At 69.5% G+C, this 15,708-nt stretch carries 13 protein-coding genes; 7 read left to right on the forward strand and 6 right to left on the reverse strand.

Annotated features, from left to right (window positions below; all coding sequences use genetic code 11):
* Complete coding sequence (locus HNP48_RS02815; RefSeq protein WP_184855315.1) at window positions 1–1,413, reverse strand: peptidylprolyl isomerase; 1,413 nt, start codon at window positions 1,411–1,413, stop codon at window positions 1–3.
* Between the two features lie 11 nt (window positions 1,414–1,424).
* The gene (locus tag HNP48_RS02820; protein WP_409362528.1) at window positions 1,425–3,842 is read right to left on the reverse strand and encodes an LPS-assembly protein LptD; all 2,418 of its coding nucleotides are present in this window, start codon (window positions 3,840–3,842) and stop codon (window positions 1,425–1,427) included.
* Between the two features lie 96 nt (window positions 3,843–3,938).
* On the opposite strand from HNP48_RS02820, the gene HNP48_RS02825 reads away from it, so the two are divergent.
* The 5 genes from HNP48_RS02825 (at window position 3,939) to HNP48_RS02845 (ending at window position 9,199) form a co-directional block, all read left to right on the forward strand.
* Complete coding sequence (locus tag HNP48_RS02825) at window positions 3,939–5,081, forward strand: aminoglycoside phosphotransferase family protein (protein ID WP_184855316.1); 1,143 nt, start codon at window positions 3,939–3,941, stop codon at window positions 5,079–5,081.
* A 24-nt stretch (window positions 5,082–5,105) separates the two neighbouring features.
* Window positions 5,106–5,843, forward strand: a complete 738-nt coding sequence (locus tag HNP48_RS02830; RefSeq protein ID WP_184855317.1) for a 16S rRNA (uracil(1498)-N(3))-methyltransferase — start codon at window positions 5,106–5,108, stop codon at window positions 5,841–5,843.
* Window positions 5,844–5,970: 127 nt separating this feature from the next.
* A complete protein-coding gene (locus HNP48_RS02835) occupies window positions 5,971–7,128 on the forward strand; it encodes a diguanylate cyclase (protein WP_311773796.1) in 1,158 nt (385 codons plus the stop codon).
* A gap of 105 nt (window positions 7,129–7,233) precedes the next feature.
* On the forward strand, window positions 7,234–7,962 hold the full coding sequence (locus HNP48_RS02840) for an SOS response-associated peptidase (RefSeq protein ID WP_184855318.1): 729 nt from the start codon (window positions 7,234–7,236) through the stop codon (window positions 7,960–7,962).
* 64 nt (window positions 7,963–8,026) lie between these two features.
* Entirely contained in the window at window positions 8,027–9,199 is a 1,173-nt protein-coding gene (locus HNP48_RS02845) for an MFS transporter (RefSeq protein WP_184855319.1), read from the forward strand.
* Here the strand turns inward: HNP48_RS02845 and HNP48_RS02850 are convergent.
* Window positions 9,167–10,093: a LysR substrate-binding domain-containing protein gene (locus HNP48_RS02850; protein WP_184855320.1), complete on the reverse strand. Its 927-nt coding sequence runs from the start codon at window positions 10,091–10,093 to the stop codon at window positions 9,167–9,169. The genes HNP48_RS02845 and HNP48_RS02850 overlap by 33 nt on opposite strands.
* A 139-nt stretch (window positions 10,094–10,232) precedes the next feature.
* On the opposite strand from HNP48_RS02850, the gene HNP48_RS02855 reads away from it, so the two are divergent.
* Together HNP48_RS02855 and HNP48_RS02860 are read left to right on the forward strand one after the other, a co-directional pair.
* Window positions 10,233–11,597: a M20/M25/M40 family metallo-hydrolase gene (locus HNP48_RS02855; RefSeq protein WP_184855321.1), complete on the forward strand. Its 1,365-nt coding sequence runs from the start codon at window positions 10,233–10,235 to the stop codon at window positions 11,595–11,597.
* 135 nt (window positions 11,598–11,732) lie between these two features.
* A complete protein-coding gene (locus HNP48_RS02860; protein WP_184855322.1) occupies window positions 11,733–12,212 on the forward strand; it encodes a YidB family protein in 480 nt (159 codons plus the stop codon).
* 18 nt (window positions 12,213–12,230) lie between these two features.
* Here HNP48_RS02860 and HNP48_RS02865 read toward each other — a convergent pair whose 3' ends face one another.
* The 3 genes from HNP48_RS02865 to HNP48_RS02875 form a co-directional block, all read right to left on the reverse strand.
* Complete coding sequence (locus HNP48_RS02865) at window positions 12,231–13,136, reverse strand: alpha/beta hydrolase (protein ID WP_184855323.1); 906 nt, start codon at window positions 13,134–13,136, stop codon at window positions 12,231–12,233.
* Window positions 13,137–13,583: 447 nt separating this feature from the next.
* Complete coding sequence (locus HNP48_RS02870; protein WP_184855324.1) at window positions 13,584–14,060, reverse strand: TlpA disulfide reductase family protein; 477 nt, start codon at window positions 14,058–14,060, stop codon at window positions 13,584–13,586.
* Window positions 14,061–14,171: 111 nt separating this feature from the next.
* On the reverse strand, window positions 14,172–15,662 hold the full coding sequence (locus HNP48_RS02875; protein ID WP_184855325.1) for a M20 family metallopeptidase: 1,491 nt from the start codon (window positions 15,660–15,662) through the stop codon (window positions 14,172–14,174).
* Between the last annotated feature and the right edge of the window lie 46 nt (window positions 15,663–15,708).

Consider the following 15,708-nt stretch of genomic DNA (forward strand, 5'->3'; position numbering starts at 1 on the left):
TTATTGGGGGGGGTCGCGGTACTCGACATAGGCGCGGCCGCGCAGTTCCTGCGCCCAGGTGGCGTAGGCGTCCTCGATCTTCTTTTCGCGCACGGCGTCGCGCACCATGTCGCGCTGCTCGCGCTGCGTGAGCTTGGCCTCGCGGCGTTCCATGAGCTGGATCAGGTGCACGCCAAAGCGCGAGACCAGGGGCTCGCTGATGTCGCCGGGCTTGAGCGTGCTGATCGCCTGCTCGAACTCGGGCACATAGCGGCCGGGGCTGGCCCAGCCCAAGTCGCCGCCCTGCTTGGCGCTGCCATCCACCGAGTACTCGCGCGCCAGCGCGGCGAAATCGGCCTGGCCGGCCAGGATGCGGCGCCGGTAGTCGGACAGCCGCGCAGCAGCGGCCGCCTCGGTCAGCTGCGCGCTGGGGCGCAGCAGGATATGCCGCGTGTGGTTCTGCACCACGGTCGATGGCAGGCCAGCGACGTTGCGCTCCACCACCTTGAGGATGTGGAAGCCTGCGGGCGAGCGCACGGGGCCCACGATGCCGCCCACGGGCTGGCCCTGCACGGAATTGACGAACAGGTCCGGGTAGCGGTCGGCCGGGCGCAGGCCCAGCAGGCCGCCGGCGCGCTTGCCTTCGGGGGCATCGGAGAACTCGGCGGCCACGGCGGCAAAGTCGCTGCCCGGGGCGCGTGCCTTGTCGGCGGCGCTCTGGGCGCGGGCCTGCAGCTGCGCCACCTGGGTGGGCGTGGCGTTTTCGGGCACCAGCACCAGCACGTGGCCGAGGTTGATTTCCATGGCGGAGGCATCGGCACCCGATTGCTGCTCGCGCAGGAACTGGTCGATGTCCTGGTCGCTGACGCGGACCTTGCCGTCCACGTCGCGCTCGCGCAGGCGCTGCACCAGCAGCTGGCTGCGCAGCTCCTCACGGAAGCGCTCCTTGGACATGCCATCGCGTGCCAGGCGGCGGTGCATGTCTTCAACCGTCATGCCGTTTTGCTGGGCAATGCCCTGCTCGGCCTGGTTGAGGGCGAACTCCTCGACCTTCACACCGCTTTCCTTGGCCAGCTGCATCTGGGCCTTTTCCAGGATCAGGCGTTCGAGCACCTCGCGCGCCAGCAGGTCGCGCGGGGGGCGGTTGCCGCCCTGCTGCTGGGCCAGCTGTTGCTCGGCCCGGGCCAGGCGCGCACGCACCTCGTTGTTGGTGACGGGCTCGGAGTTGACCACGGCCACGATGAAGTCGGCCGACTGCGGGCCCTGGCTCGCTGCCGCGGCTGCAGGCAAGGGCAGGCTCAGGGCCGGGGCGGTGGCGGCCGGGCGGCCAGTGCCGGTGTTGCCCTGGATGCGCAGGCCTTGCGCAGTTGCGCCCCCGGAGGCGAGGGTGGCCAGGCAGGCAGCAAATGCCAGTGCGGAAACACGGTGGTTCATGGCGGTGTCAGTCAGTCGTAGTTGCTGAAGCGGCTGGGCGAGCCAACCTGGTCGCGCAGGTTCTGGTAGCGCGGCACATTCTGCTTGAAGGTGTCGAGGGGGCTGGAGCCCAGGCTGAGGCGGGAGAACCCGACGAACTCGATCTGGAACAGGAGCCGGGTGTTGGAGGTGGAAACGCTGTTCTGCAGGCGCTCCAGCACCACGCGGCCGATCCAGCAGCAACCGTCGTATTCGAGGCCGACCACGCTGTCCACGAGCTTGCGGTCCTGCATGCTGAAGTTCAGGCGGCCGATGGTATACCAGCGGCCCGGGCCCTGGCCACGGCCGGGACCCAGGTCCTGGCCCTTGTCGCCCCACAGGTCGTTGAGCGGCCATTGCCAGCCGATGTCGATCTGCTCGCTGGTACCGCGCTGGAAGCGGTAGGCCGCGCTCACCGTGCGGTAGTTGCCCGGGCTGTAGCGCGCGCCGATGGTGGAGCGGATGGAGCGCCGGGTCTTGGGGTTGTACTGCACCGTCGAGTCGTAGGCCCAGCTCTTGGTCCAGTTGATGCCGGCACCCAGCAGAACGTCCGACAGGCGCTCGCTCACCGGCGCGGCGCCCGGCAGGGTCACCTGCTGGTCCGAGAAGCGCACGCGCTGCGCCACGCCGAAGCGTGCCGCTTCGGCACCCGAGTCGGGGTCGATCAGGCGCGTGGTCACGCCCATGGTCAGCAGGTTGTTGTCCGCCAGCCGGTCGTTGCCGCCGAACGAGTTCTCCGTGTAGATGGTGGCGAAGTTGAAATCGTTGAGCGCCGTGTCGTACAGCGGCAGCTTGCTCTGGTCGCGGTAGGGCGTGTAGGTGTAGAACGCGCGCGGCTCCAGGGTCTGCAGGAAGGAGCGGCCGAAGAACGTGGCATCGCGCTCGAACACCAGGCCGCTGTCCAGGCTGAAGGTGGGCAGTGTGCGGCTGGCCGAGCGCGAGCCATCGCTGAGCGGGCCATCGAACTGGTACTGCGTGGTGTGCAGCTGCAGCCGCGGCGTGATGAAGCCGGCCGGCGCGAGGAAGGGCCGGCTGATCTGCGCCACCGCGAACGAGCGGTTGGCATCGGGTTGCTTGGTCAGGAAGCGGTCGGCCTGGAAGCGCGTGGTGTCCAGCTCGATGCTGGCATCGAAGCCGCCCGCCAGCATGGTCGGCTCATAGCGCCACACCAGTTGCGGCATGCGGTCGTAGGGCGGCACGATGGGGGCCGACACGTCCTGCAGCGTCTGCCACTTCAGGGCGCGTGCGCGCACCGACATATCGCCGGCGCCCCAGGTCAGGGTGGCATCGCCCGGCAGCAGGCGCTGGCGCAGCGGCTCCGAGACGCGGCCGAAGTCGCGCCAGTAGTTGTCGTCGCTCACCCGGTTGAGGTTCAGGCTCAGGTTCAGGCCGCCCACGGGGGAGGCGATCAGGGCGTCGTGCTTGCCCGTGAAGCCCCAGCGCGAGCGGTCGCGCAGGCGGTCCGAGGGCATGTAGTCGCCGCTGAGCTCGCCTTTGTAGAGCGGCTCCAGGTAGCGGAACTCGCCGCCCAGGTTGGCGCCGCGCTTGGACAGCAGGGCCGCGCGCAGCGTGGCATCGCGGTTCGGGGCGATGTTCCAGTAGTAGGGCTGCACGTAGGCCACGCCGTCGCGGCTGTCCAGCCCGAAGGACGGGGGCAGCAGGCCCGACTTGCGCTTGTCCGACAACGGGAAGGTGATGCGCGGGATGGGCAGCAGCGGGATGCCCTTGAATTCGAGCACCGCGTCTTCGGCCGTGCCCACTTCCTCCTCGCGGTCGATGCGGATGGTCTTGGCGCGCAGCACCCAGTCGGGCTGCCAGGAGGCCTCGTCGTTCTTCTGGCAGGTGGTGTAGGTGGCGTCGTGGACGACAGAGCGCTGGCGGTCGATGAAATCCACGCGCGTGGCGTCGCCGTGGGCCTGGGTGGCCAGGAAACGGTAGCGCGCGTCGTTGAAGAAACCTTCAAAAGCGTCCACCCGCAGGTCGAGCGCCGTGCCTTCGTAGACATTGCCGGCGCGGTTGATGCGCACCGCACCGCGTGCCTTGGCCAGGTCCTCGGGCACGTCGTAGTCCAGGCGGTCGGCGCGGATCACCGTGTCACCGCGGCGCAGCTCGGCATTGCCCTCGATGGTGGCGTTCAGGTCGGTCTGGCCGCTGATGTGGTCGCCGCTGACGAAGATCGGCAGCTTGGGCCGCACCGCCTCGGGAATCGCCTCCTGCAGCTGCGGCGAGGTGCGCAGGGCCGGGGGGGCGTCCCAGGCACTGGGGGCCGCCCCGTCCTGCGCCAGCGCTGCCAGGGGCAGGCCGCACCAGGCCAGGGCCACGCCATAGGCCAGCGCGCGCGGCACCGGCGGGCGCAGCCGCGCGCCAGGTGCCGTGGCGGGCCGGGTCCGGGAGGAAGGGGTCTGCGGCACGGTGGGGGGCTTGCGGCGTGGCACGTGGAGCGGTAAGGGCTGGATCGGACAAAGGGAACCCGCGCCAGGGAGCGGGTTTGTAAAATCGGATTATCCATGAGCCACCCTTTCCCCCCACCTTCCTTCCCCCCAGCCGCCGGTGCGGCGGTGGCAACCCCCTCTTCCCTGGCCGTCGCCTGGCCCGATGCGGCACGCCAGGGCGCCTTCGACGCCTGGCTGGCACCGCTGGTGGGTGGCCACCAGCTGAGGCCCGAAACCCTGCGCCCGGCCTCGGCCGATGCGAGCTTCCGGCGCTACCTGCGCATCGACACCACGCTGGGAACGAGCTGCATCGTGATGGATGCACCGCCCGACAAGGAGAACTGCCGTCCCTTTGTGCAGGTGCAGCGCCTCTTGGCCGATGCCGGCCTGAACGTGCCGCAGATCCTGGCCTGGGACGAGGCCGGTGGCTTCATGCTGTTGTCCGACCTGGGGCACCAGACGCTGATCGAGCTGTTCGACCCCGATAAGCCCCAGGACGCCTATGCCTGGTACCAGCAGGCCACCGATGTGCTGCTGCAGTGGCAACTGGCCTCCCAGCCCGATGTGCTGCCGGCCTACGACGAGGCGCTGCTGCGCCGCGAGCTCGCGCTGTTCCCCGACTGGTACCTCGCCAAGCACCGCGGTGTCACGCTCGATGCCGGGCAGCAGGCCACCCTGCAGGGCGCGTTCGATGCCATCGTGGCGCACAACCTCGCGGCGCCGCAGGTCTATGTGCACCGCGATTTCATGACCCGCAATCTCATGGTGCCGGTGCAGGAGGGCGCGCCGCTCGGCGTGCTCGACTTCCAGGATGCGGTCTACGGCCCCATCACCTACGACATCGCCAGCCTGATGCGCGATGCCTTCATTAGCTGGGAAGAGGAATTTGTCATCGACATTACCGTGCGTTACTGGGAAAAGGCGCGCAAGGCCGGCCTGCTGGGCGCGAACAGCGCCAGCGGCTGGGGCGACGACTTCGGCGAGTTCTACCGCAGCGTGGAATGGATGGGCCTGCAGCGCCACTTCAAGGTGGCCGGCATCTTTGCGCGCCTGACCCTGCGCGATGGCAAGCCCAAATACCTGGCCGATGCGCCGCGCTTCCTGAACTACATCCGCGCCACCACCAACCGCTACCGCCAGCTGGGGCCACTGCTCAAGATGCTGGACGCCATCGAGGGCACCGAAGTCCCCATGGGCTACGCCTTTGGCCGCGTTTGAAGCGCTACTGAAAAGATAGCGCATATGCCCCGCTTCCACTGCCCTGCCGATCTCTCGCCCGGCGCCGAAATCGATCTGCCCGCGGGCGCCGCCCGCCATGTGCAGGTGCTGCGCCTGCAGCCTGGCGACGCCATCACCCTCTTCCATGGCGGCCAGGACGGCCCGGGCGGCGAATTCGACGCCACCGTGCTGCGCATGGGCCGCAGCGACGTGCGCGTGCAGGTCGGCGCCCACCACGCCGTCGAGCGCGAGGCGCCGCGCGCTGTGCACCTGCTGGCCGGCATCACGGCCAACGAGCGCATGGACTGGCTCGTGGAGAAGGCCGCCGAGCTGGGCGTGGCCAGCATCACCCCCCTGGTGGCCGAGCGCAGTGTGCTCAAGCTCAAGGGTGAGCGCGCCGACAAGAAGATCGCCCACTGGCAGGCCGTGGCCGTGGCCGCCTGCGAGCAATGCGGGCGCAACCGCGTGCCGGTGGTGCATGCCGCAGTGGATTTGTCCGCGTGGGTGCGCGCACAGACGCAGGGCACCGGGGCTGAAGCGCAGCGCCTGCTGCTGTCGCTGCGGGCGGGCACGCAGCCCTTGCATGCGGCCACCGCCGGGGCGGGCCCGGTGCTGTTCCTCTCGGGGCCGGAGGGGGGCCTGAGCGCGGGGGAAGAGGATCTTGCACTGCAGCATGGCTTTGCGCCCGTCACGCTGGGCACGCGCGTGCTGCGCGCCGAAACGGCGCCGCTGGCGGCCCTGGCCGCACTGACCCTGGCCTGAGCCCGAGGCGCGCGGGCGACACAAAAACCCCCACGCGCGCGGGCCGGCCCGTAAAATCCAGCCCAGCGCCGTTGGTCCAGCGCGCCCAATCCGGGCGCCGTGCCCATGGCAGGAGAGGCAGGCCACCGTGCACACCCCCACCCACTGGCAGCGGCTGGTGGGCTCTGTTCTACCGACTGACCGCCGCCGGCGCACCATAGGCAGCATGGCGTTGCTCGCGCTGGTGCTGATGGCAGGCAGTGCGGGCGTGATGCTCATGCTGGCGGATGCCGGCATGACGGCCCACAAGGAGGCGGTGCAGTGGTGGGCCGCCATCTCGGTGGGCGGCCTGGTGGTGATGACCGTGATGATCTTTTCGGGATGGTCCGAGCGCCTGCCCGATCCCTCGCTCACCATCGTGCAGATGAGCTGGACCATCACCAGCGGTGCCGTGGCCTATGTACTCGCAGGCGATGCGCGCGGCGTGGTGCCCAGCGTGCTGGCCATGATCCTGTTCTTCGGCACCTTCGGCCTGTCGCTGGCGCAGGTCATCGGCATCGGCAGCTATGCGCTGTTCGCCTTCGTGGTGGCCGTGGCGGCGGCGGCCCGCTTCAATGCGGCCAGCTACACCGTGGTGGACACGGCCTATGCGCTCATGGTGCTGCTGGTGCTGGCGGGATCCATCGCCCTGAACCTGCGCATCCAGAGCATCCGCCAGCGCCTGGGCCTGCAGCGCGAGGCCCTGGCCCAGGCTCTGGCCGAGAACCGCGAGCTGGCCATGCGCGACGAACTCACGGGCCTGCTCAACCGCCGTGCCATGCTCGATCTGATGCTGCTGGAGCAGCGGCGCAGCCTGCGCAGCGGCCGCCCGCTGCTGCTGGCGCTGCTGGACATCGACCATTTCAAGCCCATCAACGACCAGCATGGCCATTCCACCGGAGACCGGGCGCTGCAGGCCTTCACCGCGGCCGTGCGTGGCAGCGTGCGCGACACCGATGTACTGGCCCGCTGGGGCGGCGAGGAGTTCGTGCTGATGCTCTGCGATACGCGGGTGGACGACGGGCTGGAGCTGCTCGACCGGGTGCGCGGCGCGGTGGCCCAGTTGCAGGTGCTGCATGTGTCCGAGACCGTGCGCTTCACGGTCTCGGCGGGCCTGGCCCAGCACATGCCCGGCGAGACCATCGAGCACACGCTGGACCGGGCCGACCAGGCGCTGTACACGGCCAAGGCGCTGGGGCGCAACCGGGTGGCGGTGGCGCCCTCGCCCCGGCCCATGGGCGCAGCCACGGCGCACCTGCGGCCCTGAGAGGCCTGATTTGCTATCTGATTGGTAGCAAAAGGCGATGGCGGAGTGGGCGCAATGGCCTGTTCCACGGCCCTCGCCCTGCGCGGTGCAGGGTACCATCCGCGCATGAGCACGCACTACGAGACCTTGCACCAGCCCGCTGCCTACGCCGAGGCCTTTGGCGTGGAGCCGCCTGCTGCGGTGGGTGAGCGGCATCTGTGGCCGCGCAAGCAGGGTTTTTTCATCCGCCGGTGGGCCGAGCCGCAGCCGCCGGCCGCTGGGCCCCAGGATACTCCAGAGCAGGCACCCGCAGCGCGCCTGCGGGTGCTGGTGCCCGCGCAGTGGGGGCTGGTGCCCCACTGGGTGAAGTCGGCGTCCGACGGCAAGCTGCGCGCGCCCAAGCTGGCCAGCGCCAAGTCGGACCTCGTCGCCACGGCCACGGCATTCCGCGACGCATGGCTGCAGGGCCAGCGCTGCATCGTGCCCATGCTGGCCTTCCATGAGGACGACTACCGCCAGGGCAAGGCCCGGCCCACCCGGATATCGCGCGTGGACGGCAAGCCCATGGGCGTGGCCGGCGTCTGGGCACGCTGGCAGGGGCCGGACGGCGACGTGCTGCTCAGCTATGCGCTGATCACGGTGAACGCCAACAACCATGCACTCATGCACCGCTACCAGCAGCCGGGCAGCGAGAAGAGCATGCCCGCCATCCTCAACGAAGGCGCCTACGATGCCTGGCTGAATGCGCGCGTGGACAAGGCCAAGGAGTTCCTGCGCCAGTACCCGGCGCAGTCGCTCACGGCCAATCCGGTGGAGACCAAGGCGGACAAGGTTCCGAAAGGCTGGCTGGACTAGCAGTGCACCACGGCGGTGCAGAATGGGAGCCTTCTCCCCTGCCTTGCATCGCGTGCTCCGCCGAATGAACAAAAACCTCTGGCTGCTGGCCCTGTGCCAGGGCCTTTTCCTGACCAACAACGTCGTCTTCATCGCCATCAACGGGCTCGTGGGCCTGCAGCTGGCGCCCTATGGCTGGATGGCCACGCTGCCGGTGATGGGCTATGTGGTGGGCGGCGCCCTGTCCACCGCGCTGGTGGCGGCCACGCAGGCGCGCTGGGGGCGCAAGGTGTCGTTCCAGATCGGGCTGGCCGTGGCCGTGCTCTCGGCGGCGCTGTGCGCCTGGGCCGCGTTCAGCGCGCAGTTCTGGCTGCTGTGCGCGGCCACGGTGGTCGCGGGCTACTACAGCGCCAATGGCCAGCTCTACCGCTTTGCGGCGGCCGAGCTCACCACGCCGGAGTTCCGGGAAAAGGCGGTGTCGCTGGTGCTGGCCGGCGGCCTGCTGGGCGCGGTGGCCGGCCCCAACCTGGCCAGTGCCACGCGCACGCTGTTCCCCGTGCCGTTTGCCGGGGCCTACATCGCGCTGATGGGCGTGGCGTTGCTGGCCATGGCCTGCATGGCGGCCATCCGCTTCGAGGCGCCACCCGCCGTGCTCAACGCGGCGGGCCAGCCCCAGCAGGGGCGGCCGCTGTCGGTGCTGATGCGCCAGCCGGCCTTCGTGGTCGCCATCCTGGGGGCGGCGCTGGGCTACGGCGTGATGAACCTGCTCATGGCCGCGACCCCGCTGGCCATGCAGGTCTGCGGCTTTGCGTTCGACCAGTCGGCCCTGGTGCTGGAGTGGCATGTGATCGGCATGTTCGCGCCGGGATTCTTCACCGGCCACCTGATCAAGCGCCTGGGCGTTCTGCCCGTGATGGGCACGGGGGTGCTGCTCAACCTCGCCTGTGTGGCGATTGCGCTGTCGGGGGTGGAGCTGCACCACTTCGGCATGGCGCTGTTCCTGCTGGGCGTGGGCTGGAATTTCCTGTTCACCGGCGCCACCACGCTGGCCATGACGGCCTACCGCCCCGAGGAGAAGGACCGCGCCCAGGCGGCCATCAACTTCTGCGTGTTCGCCACGCTGGCGGTGAGTGCGTTCTCTTCGGGGGTGCTGGTCACCACCCAGGGCTGGACCTTGCTGAACGCCGGCTCGCTGGTGCCCATCGTGGTGACGGGCGCGGGCTTGCTATGGCTGGCCTTGCAGCGCCGGCGCGGCTAGCAGGTCGGTCGCCACGGCCTGCGTGAGCCACTGCACGAAGCGGGCAATGGCGCGCTCCTCGCTGCGTTCGCGCGCGATGAACAGGCTGTAGCCGCGCAAGCCGCTGTCCACAAAGGGGTGGGCCAGCGCCAGCTCGCCCGATCGCAGTTCGCGCTCCACGAAGTAGCGCGGCACCAGGCCCACGCCCAGGTCGGCGCGCACGGCCTCTACCAGCATCGAGAACAGATCGAAGCGGTGGCCGCCCAGGCTGTGCGCGGGCGTGCGCGCGATGCCGGCGTGGGTGAACCAGTCGTCCCAGGCGCCCAGGCGCGAACTGAGCTGCAGCAGCGGCACGGTGCTGAAGTCGCCGCGTTCCATGGCACGGCGGTGGCGGGACTGCGGCGCGCAGACCGCGACGCAGGTTTCGCGCAGCAAGGGCTGCTGCAGGGCGCCGGGCCAGGCCGCGTCGTCGTACTGGACGGCCACGTCGAAGGGGATCTCGGCCATGTAGGTCTGCGTGGGGTAGACCTGCAGGTGCACGCTGCAGGCCGGCTCTGCGGCCAGGAAGGCGGGCAGGCGCGGCAGCAGCCAGCGCTCGGCGAACACGGGCACGCAGCCCACCTGCAGGCTGGCGCCGTCGGCACGCTGGGCCATGGCCTCGCGCGTGTGGTTCTGCAGGCGCAGCAGGTCGCCCGTGATCTGCGCGTGGTAGCGCCGGCCCACCTCGGTCAGCTCGGTGCCGCGCGCGCTGCGCCGCACCAGCTGCAGGCCGAGCTGGCCTTCGAGCTGGCGCAGCTGCTGGCTCACGGCGCTGTGGGTGAGGAACAGCTCCTGCGCGGCCTTGCCCACACCATGGTGGCGCGCCACGGCGTCGAAGATGAGCAAGGCGCGGGTGCTGGGGATGTGGCGGTGCATGTAAGAAAAACTGACGAGCAGACAGATTAAAGCAGAACCCAAACCCGCGCAGCGGCCCAACAATTGCTCGGTCATCCAGGTGCCACTGCCTTGGTGCCGCGCATTGCCATCTCCTCCCGTCGTCAATTTCATTTACAACATGAACCCGTCCTGCTCCTCCCGCCGCTTTACCTTCGCGGCCAGTGCCATTGCCCTTTCCGTTGCCGCCCTGGTGGGCGGTGGGGCCCATGCCCAGGGCGTGGCCCCCACGCCGACCCAGCTGCGCCCCGCGGTGGACCAGGCCTACACCCAGCTCATGGCCGCGCCGCAGATCCAGAAGCTGCTCGAGGCCGTCAAGGCCGACCACGAGCGTGCCACCGGCGACCTCAAGATGCTCACCGAGATCGAGGCGCCGCCGTTCAAGGAGCAAAAGCGCGCCGAGGCCTTCCTGGCCCGCATGAAGGCGCTGGGGCTCACGAGCGCGGCCATCGACGCCGAGGGCAATGTGGTCGGCGTGCGCAAGGGCACGGGCCAGGGGCCCAAGCTGGTGGTCTCGGCCCACATGGACACGGTGTTCCCGGCCGGCACCGACGTGAAGGTCAAGGAGCGCGACGGCCGCCTGTACGCGCCCGGCATCTCCGACAACACACGCGGTCTGGCGGTGCTGCTGTCCTGGCTCAAGGTGCTCAACGACCACCGCATCGCCACCGTGGGTGACCTGGTCTTCGTGGGCAATGTGGGTGAAGAAGAACTTGGCAACCTGCGCGGCATGAAGCACCTGTTTGCCGAGCACCTGGACATCGACGGCCTGGTGGCGCTGGAGCCCGCACCCGACGGCACCGTGCTCATGCAGGGCACGGGCAGCCACCGCCACGAGGTCACGTTCAAGGGACCGGGCGGCCACAGCTTCGCGGCTTTCGGCCAGGTGCCCAGCGCCATCCACGGCATGGGCCGGGCCATCGCCAAGATCTCGGAGATCCGCACACCCACCAACCCCAAGACCACCTTCACCGTGGGCACGGTGGGTGGCGGAACCTCGGTGAACACCATCGCGCCCGATGCGCGCATGGCGGTGGACATCCGCTCCGACGCCATGGAGCCGCTGCTGGCCACCGAAAAGCAGGTGCTGGCTGCGGTGGACGAGGCCGTGGCCGAGGAGAACAAGCGCTGGGGCGTGAACACGCTGAGCGCGTCGACCAAGCTCATCGGCGACCGCCCGGGCGGCCGCACGCCGGTGGACGCCATCATGGTCGAAGCCGCCGTGCGCGCCAACACCGCCTTCGGCCACAAGACGGTGCTCAGCGGCGCCAGCACCGATGCCAACGTGCCCATGTCCCTGGGCATCCCGGCCATCGTGATCGGTGGCGGCGGCAAGACCGGGGGCTTCCACGCCCTGTCGGAGTGGATCGACCTGACCGATGCCTGGAAGGGCGCACAGAACTCTCTGGTCACTGTGCTCGGCCTGGTGGGCGTGCAGGGCGTGAGCGCCCCGCTGCTGGAAAAACGTGCGCCGCGCAGCAAGTGAGCAATCGGTGCTATCGACCGGCGACGGGCGGTAGAACAATTCACCATTGTTGACAGGAGGGCAGGCCCTGGCCTGCGTACCATCGCCGGGTGGCGGGCCGCTTCGGCCCTGCCCTGACTTTTTCAGGAGATCACCATGGGTTTGCTCGATTCAGTGCTGGGCGCTGTCATTCAGAACGCGTCGCAGGGCCAGGGCGGTGCATCGGCCGCGCAAGCCGGCGGCGGATTGGGCGGGCTGGTGGCACTGGCGGCCCAGAATCCCCAGCTCATCCAGGCGGTGCTGTCCCTGGTGAGCAATGACGGTCCGGTGGGCGGCCTGCCGGGCCTGATGGCCAAATTCCAGCAAGCCGGGCTGGGCGACATCATCGCCTCGTGGCTGGGCCACGGTGCCAACCAGGCGATCTCGGGCGATCAGCTCTCGCGCGTGCTCGGTGCCGGTCCGCTGTCGCAGGTGGCATCGCAGCTGGGCGTGGGCCAGTCCGACGCCGCCCACCAGCTCGCGCAGGTGCTGCCGGGCCTGCTCGACCAGCTCACGCCGCAGGGCCACGCACCCCAGGGTGGCCTGGGCCAGAGCAGCGACCTGTTCGGCATGCTGGGCGGCCTGCTCAGCAAGTAAGAAGGCGCAGCCCCGGCCCTATGCGGCCTGGGCGGCAGGCGTGCGTGCGGCAGCGCTTGCTGTGCGCGCCGGGCAGCGCATGTCCAGCCATTGGCGCAGGGTGTCGAACACCGGCGCCGCCATGTCCGCGCGCTCGTTGAACAGCTCGTGGTACAGCGGCTCGAAGCAGCGTGACTGCACCTGGGCGCTGGGTGCCGCGGCCGCGAACGCATGGCTGCCGGCAGGGTTCACCAGCCGGTCGCTGCCGGCCCACATCAGCAAGGTCGGTACCTTCCATTGAGCGGCTGCCGCCACGGTGGCGGGACCGCCATCGGCAATGAAGCGTGCCAGGCGTGCGCTGATGCGGTCGTGGCACAGCGGGTCGGCCAGGTAGGCCGTGGGCACGGCGCTGTCGTGCGAGAGGTATTGCGCATTGAGGCCATTGCCCACGCGCAGATTGGGTGCAATGCGCGGCAAGGTGGCCAGCAAGAGCTTCTGCACCGCGCCCAGGCCGGGGTCCAGCGCGGGGGACGACAGCACCAGCGCATCCACGGGCCGGATGCCCAGGGCGACAAAGCGCGCGGCCACCAGCCCGCCCATGCTGTGGCCCAGCAGCACCAATGGCAGCCCCGCAGGGGTGCGCGCGCGCAGGGCGTCCATCATGTCGGCCAGGTCGTCGAGCAGCCGGCTGTCCGAGGTGAGGCCGCCGCGCGGGCCGCTCGACTCGCCGTGGCCGTACTGGTCATAGCCGCGCACGGCAAAGCCCCAGGCACCAAGCTGCCGCGCCAGCGCGTCGTAACGGCCCACATGCTCGCCCAGGCCATGCACCAGCAGCACGGCGCCGCGCTGGGCCTGGCCTGGCGCCAGCGGCCAGTCCTGGACGGCCAGGTTCTCCCCGTCGCTGGCGGTGAAGGTGGTCAGGGTGGAGGCAACGGGTTCGGTCATCGGGCAGGCGGTGGCAGAAGTGGGCGTTGTGGCCCAGGTACGGGCAGGAAAGGTTCGCGCAGGCAACAATCTGCCGCATGCAGGCATCGTGACGGCGCCCTGGGGCGCCGTCAATGGATTTCATGCGTGGGCAGGCCTTTGCGGCCTCAGGCCATGGCGAGTACCCAACGGTTCATACGGATTTGCCTTCCACCGTCTGACGCCGTTGGTTCGCCTTGCCGTGCTACAGCACTGTCTGCGGCTTCCCGCCCAGCTATACGGGTGAATGCAAATCCGCATCAGCTATTCATTGCGCAGCGCGCCACCCGCGACGCATGAAACTGGCACGGCCCAAGCCAGTGCTCCCGTGCAAGGGCCGCCCCGCCGCACTGGGAGCGTCCCCCTCCCGCATTGCGCAGCAATGCGAGAGAGGGGGAAGGCGCGAAGCGACTCAGGGGGTGTTTCATTTCAGGCCAGCGAGATCCAGAGGTCGTCCCAGTCGGTGGGCTGGAAGCTGCCTTCCCGCCGCAGCACCTGCTGGTGCTGGCGGTTGAGCACATAGTGGGTGGGCCGCCGCGTGATCGGGCCGAAGCTGTCCTGGTGGCCGGCGGCGTTGCGCCAGGCGATGGGAAAACGCTGCTCCGCAGGCACGGAGACCTTGAGCAGGTCGATGTACTGCATGAAATCGGCGTTTTTCTCGTCCAGGTTCACGCCCAGCAGCACGAAATCGCGCTGGCGGTTGCTGGTGTAGAACTCGCGCATCAGGCGCAGCTCGTTCACGCACAGCGCGCAGCCCGCGGTGAAGAAGCTCACCAGGCAGACCTTGCCCTTGAAGTCGGAGAGCATGACGGGCTTGCCGTCGCTGCCCGTGCCGGACAGCTGGTGCGGCGTGCCCTTTGCTGGTGCAGCTGCCTGCGCCCAGGCGCCTGCCTGGGTGCCTGCCATGGCCGTTGCCGCGCATGCGTGCAGGAAAGTTCTTTTGTCCATCGCCAGGACCCGCAAACAGGAAGTTGGGAGCCCGGCACCGTGGCGGAGCCCACGGCGCCGGGGGTGGGATCAGGCCGCTGCCGGTACCGCCGCCTGCTCGGCCGCCATGGCCGCGATCACATGCGCCACCGAGGCCGTGAGGCGCTTGGCGTAGGGCACATGCAGGAACTCATTGGGCCCGTGGGCATTGCTCTTGGGGCCGAGCACGCCGCAGACCATCATCTGCGCCTGCGGGAAGCCTTCGCTGAGCATGTTCATGAGCGGAATGGTGCCGCCCTGGCCGATGTAGCCGCAGGGCGCGCCGAAGTGCGCCTGCGATGCCTCGTTGAGCGCGCGCTCGAACCAGGGCGTGGTGCTCGGGGCGTTCCAGCCCGTGGCGCCGCCGCCATGCTCGAAGGTGACCTTGGCCTGGTAGGGGGCGTTGTCTTCCAGCAGCGCCTTGAGCTCCTGCACGGCCTGGCCGGCATCCACCAGGGGCGGCAGGCGCAGGCTGAGCTTGAAGGCCGTGTAGGGGCGCAGCACGTTGCCGGCGTCCTTCAGGGCCGGGAAGCCCTCGGCCCCGGTCACGCTCAGCGTGGGCGTCCAGGTGCGGTTGAGCAGGGCCTGCACCGGGTCGGTGGTGGTGGGCAACGCAAAGGTGGTGGAGCCGCCGCAGTCGTAGTGTGCCCAGGGGAAGCGCTTGTACACCTCTTCGCCCAGGATGGCAGCCGTGGCGCGGGCCTGGGCCAGGCGGTCGGCCGGCACCTCGCAGTGGAAGCTGGCGGGCAGCAGGCGGCCGGTGGCGCTGTCTTCCAGGCGGTCGAGCACCTGGCGCATGATGCGGAACGACGAGGGCACCAGGCCCGAGGCGTCGCCCGAGTGGATGCCTTCGGTCAGCACCTCGACCTTGAGCGTGCCGCTGGCCATGCCGCGCAGGCTGGTGGTCAGCCACAACTGGTCGTAGTTGCCCGCGCCCGAGTCCATGCAGACCACCAGGGCCACGTCCCCCATGCGGGGCTTCAAGGCGTTGATGTAGGGCAGCAGGTCGCCCGAGCCGCTTTCCTCGCAGGTCTCGATCAGGCCCACGATGCGCGGGTGCGGCACGTTCTGGCGCTTGAGTTCCTGCACGGCGGCCACGCTGGCGTAGACCGCGTAGCCGTCGTCGGCACCGCCGCGGCCATAGAGCTTGCCGTCTTCGTACTTGGGCGTCCAGGGGCCCAGGTCGTTGCGCCAGCCCGAGAACTCGGGCTGCTTGTCCAGGTGGCCGTACATCAGCACGGTCTGGGTGCTGGCGGGCGCGGTGGCGTCGATCTCGAAGAACAGCACGGGGGTGCGGCCTTCGAGGCGCACGACCTCCAGGCGCAGGCCGGGCACTTTCTGGGCCTCGACCCAGGCGGCGGCGTTGCGCACCACGGTATCGAGCAGGCCGAGTTCGGCCCAGTCGGGCGAAAAGCCGGGCGATTTGGCCGGGATGGCGATGTAGTCGGTGAGCTGGCGCAGGATGTCGGTGTCCCACGCCTGGCTCACCCGCTCGAGCGCCAATGCGGGTTGCAGGGCGTGGGAGGGGACGCGGGCGTTCATGGTGGTGTTCCTCTGGCGGGATGAAACCAGCATTCCAACACAACGC

This window comes from Acidovorax soli (assembly GCF_014207955.1).
Classification (GTDB): Bacteria; Pseudomonadota; Gammaproteobacteria; order Burkholderiales; family Burkholderiaceae_C; genus Acidovorax; species Acidovorax soli_A.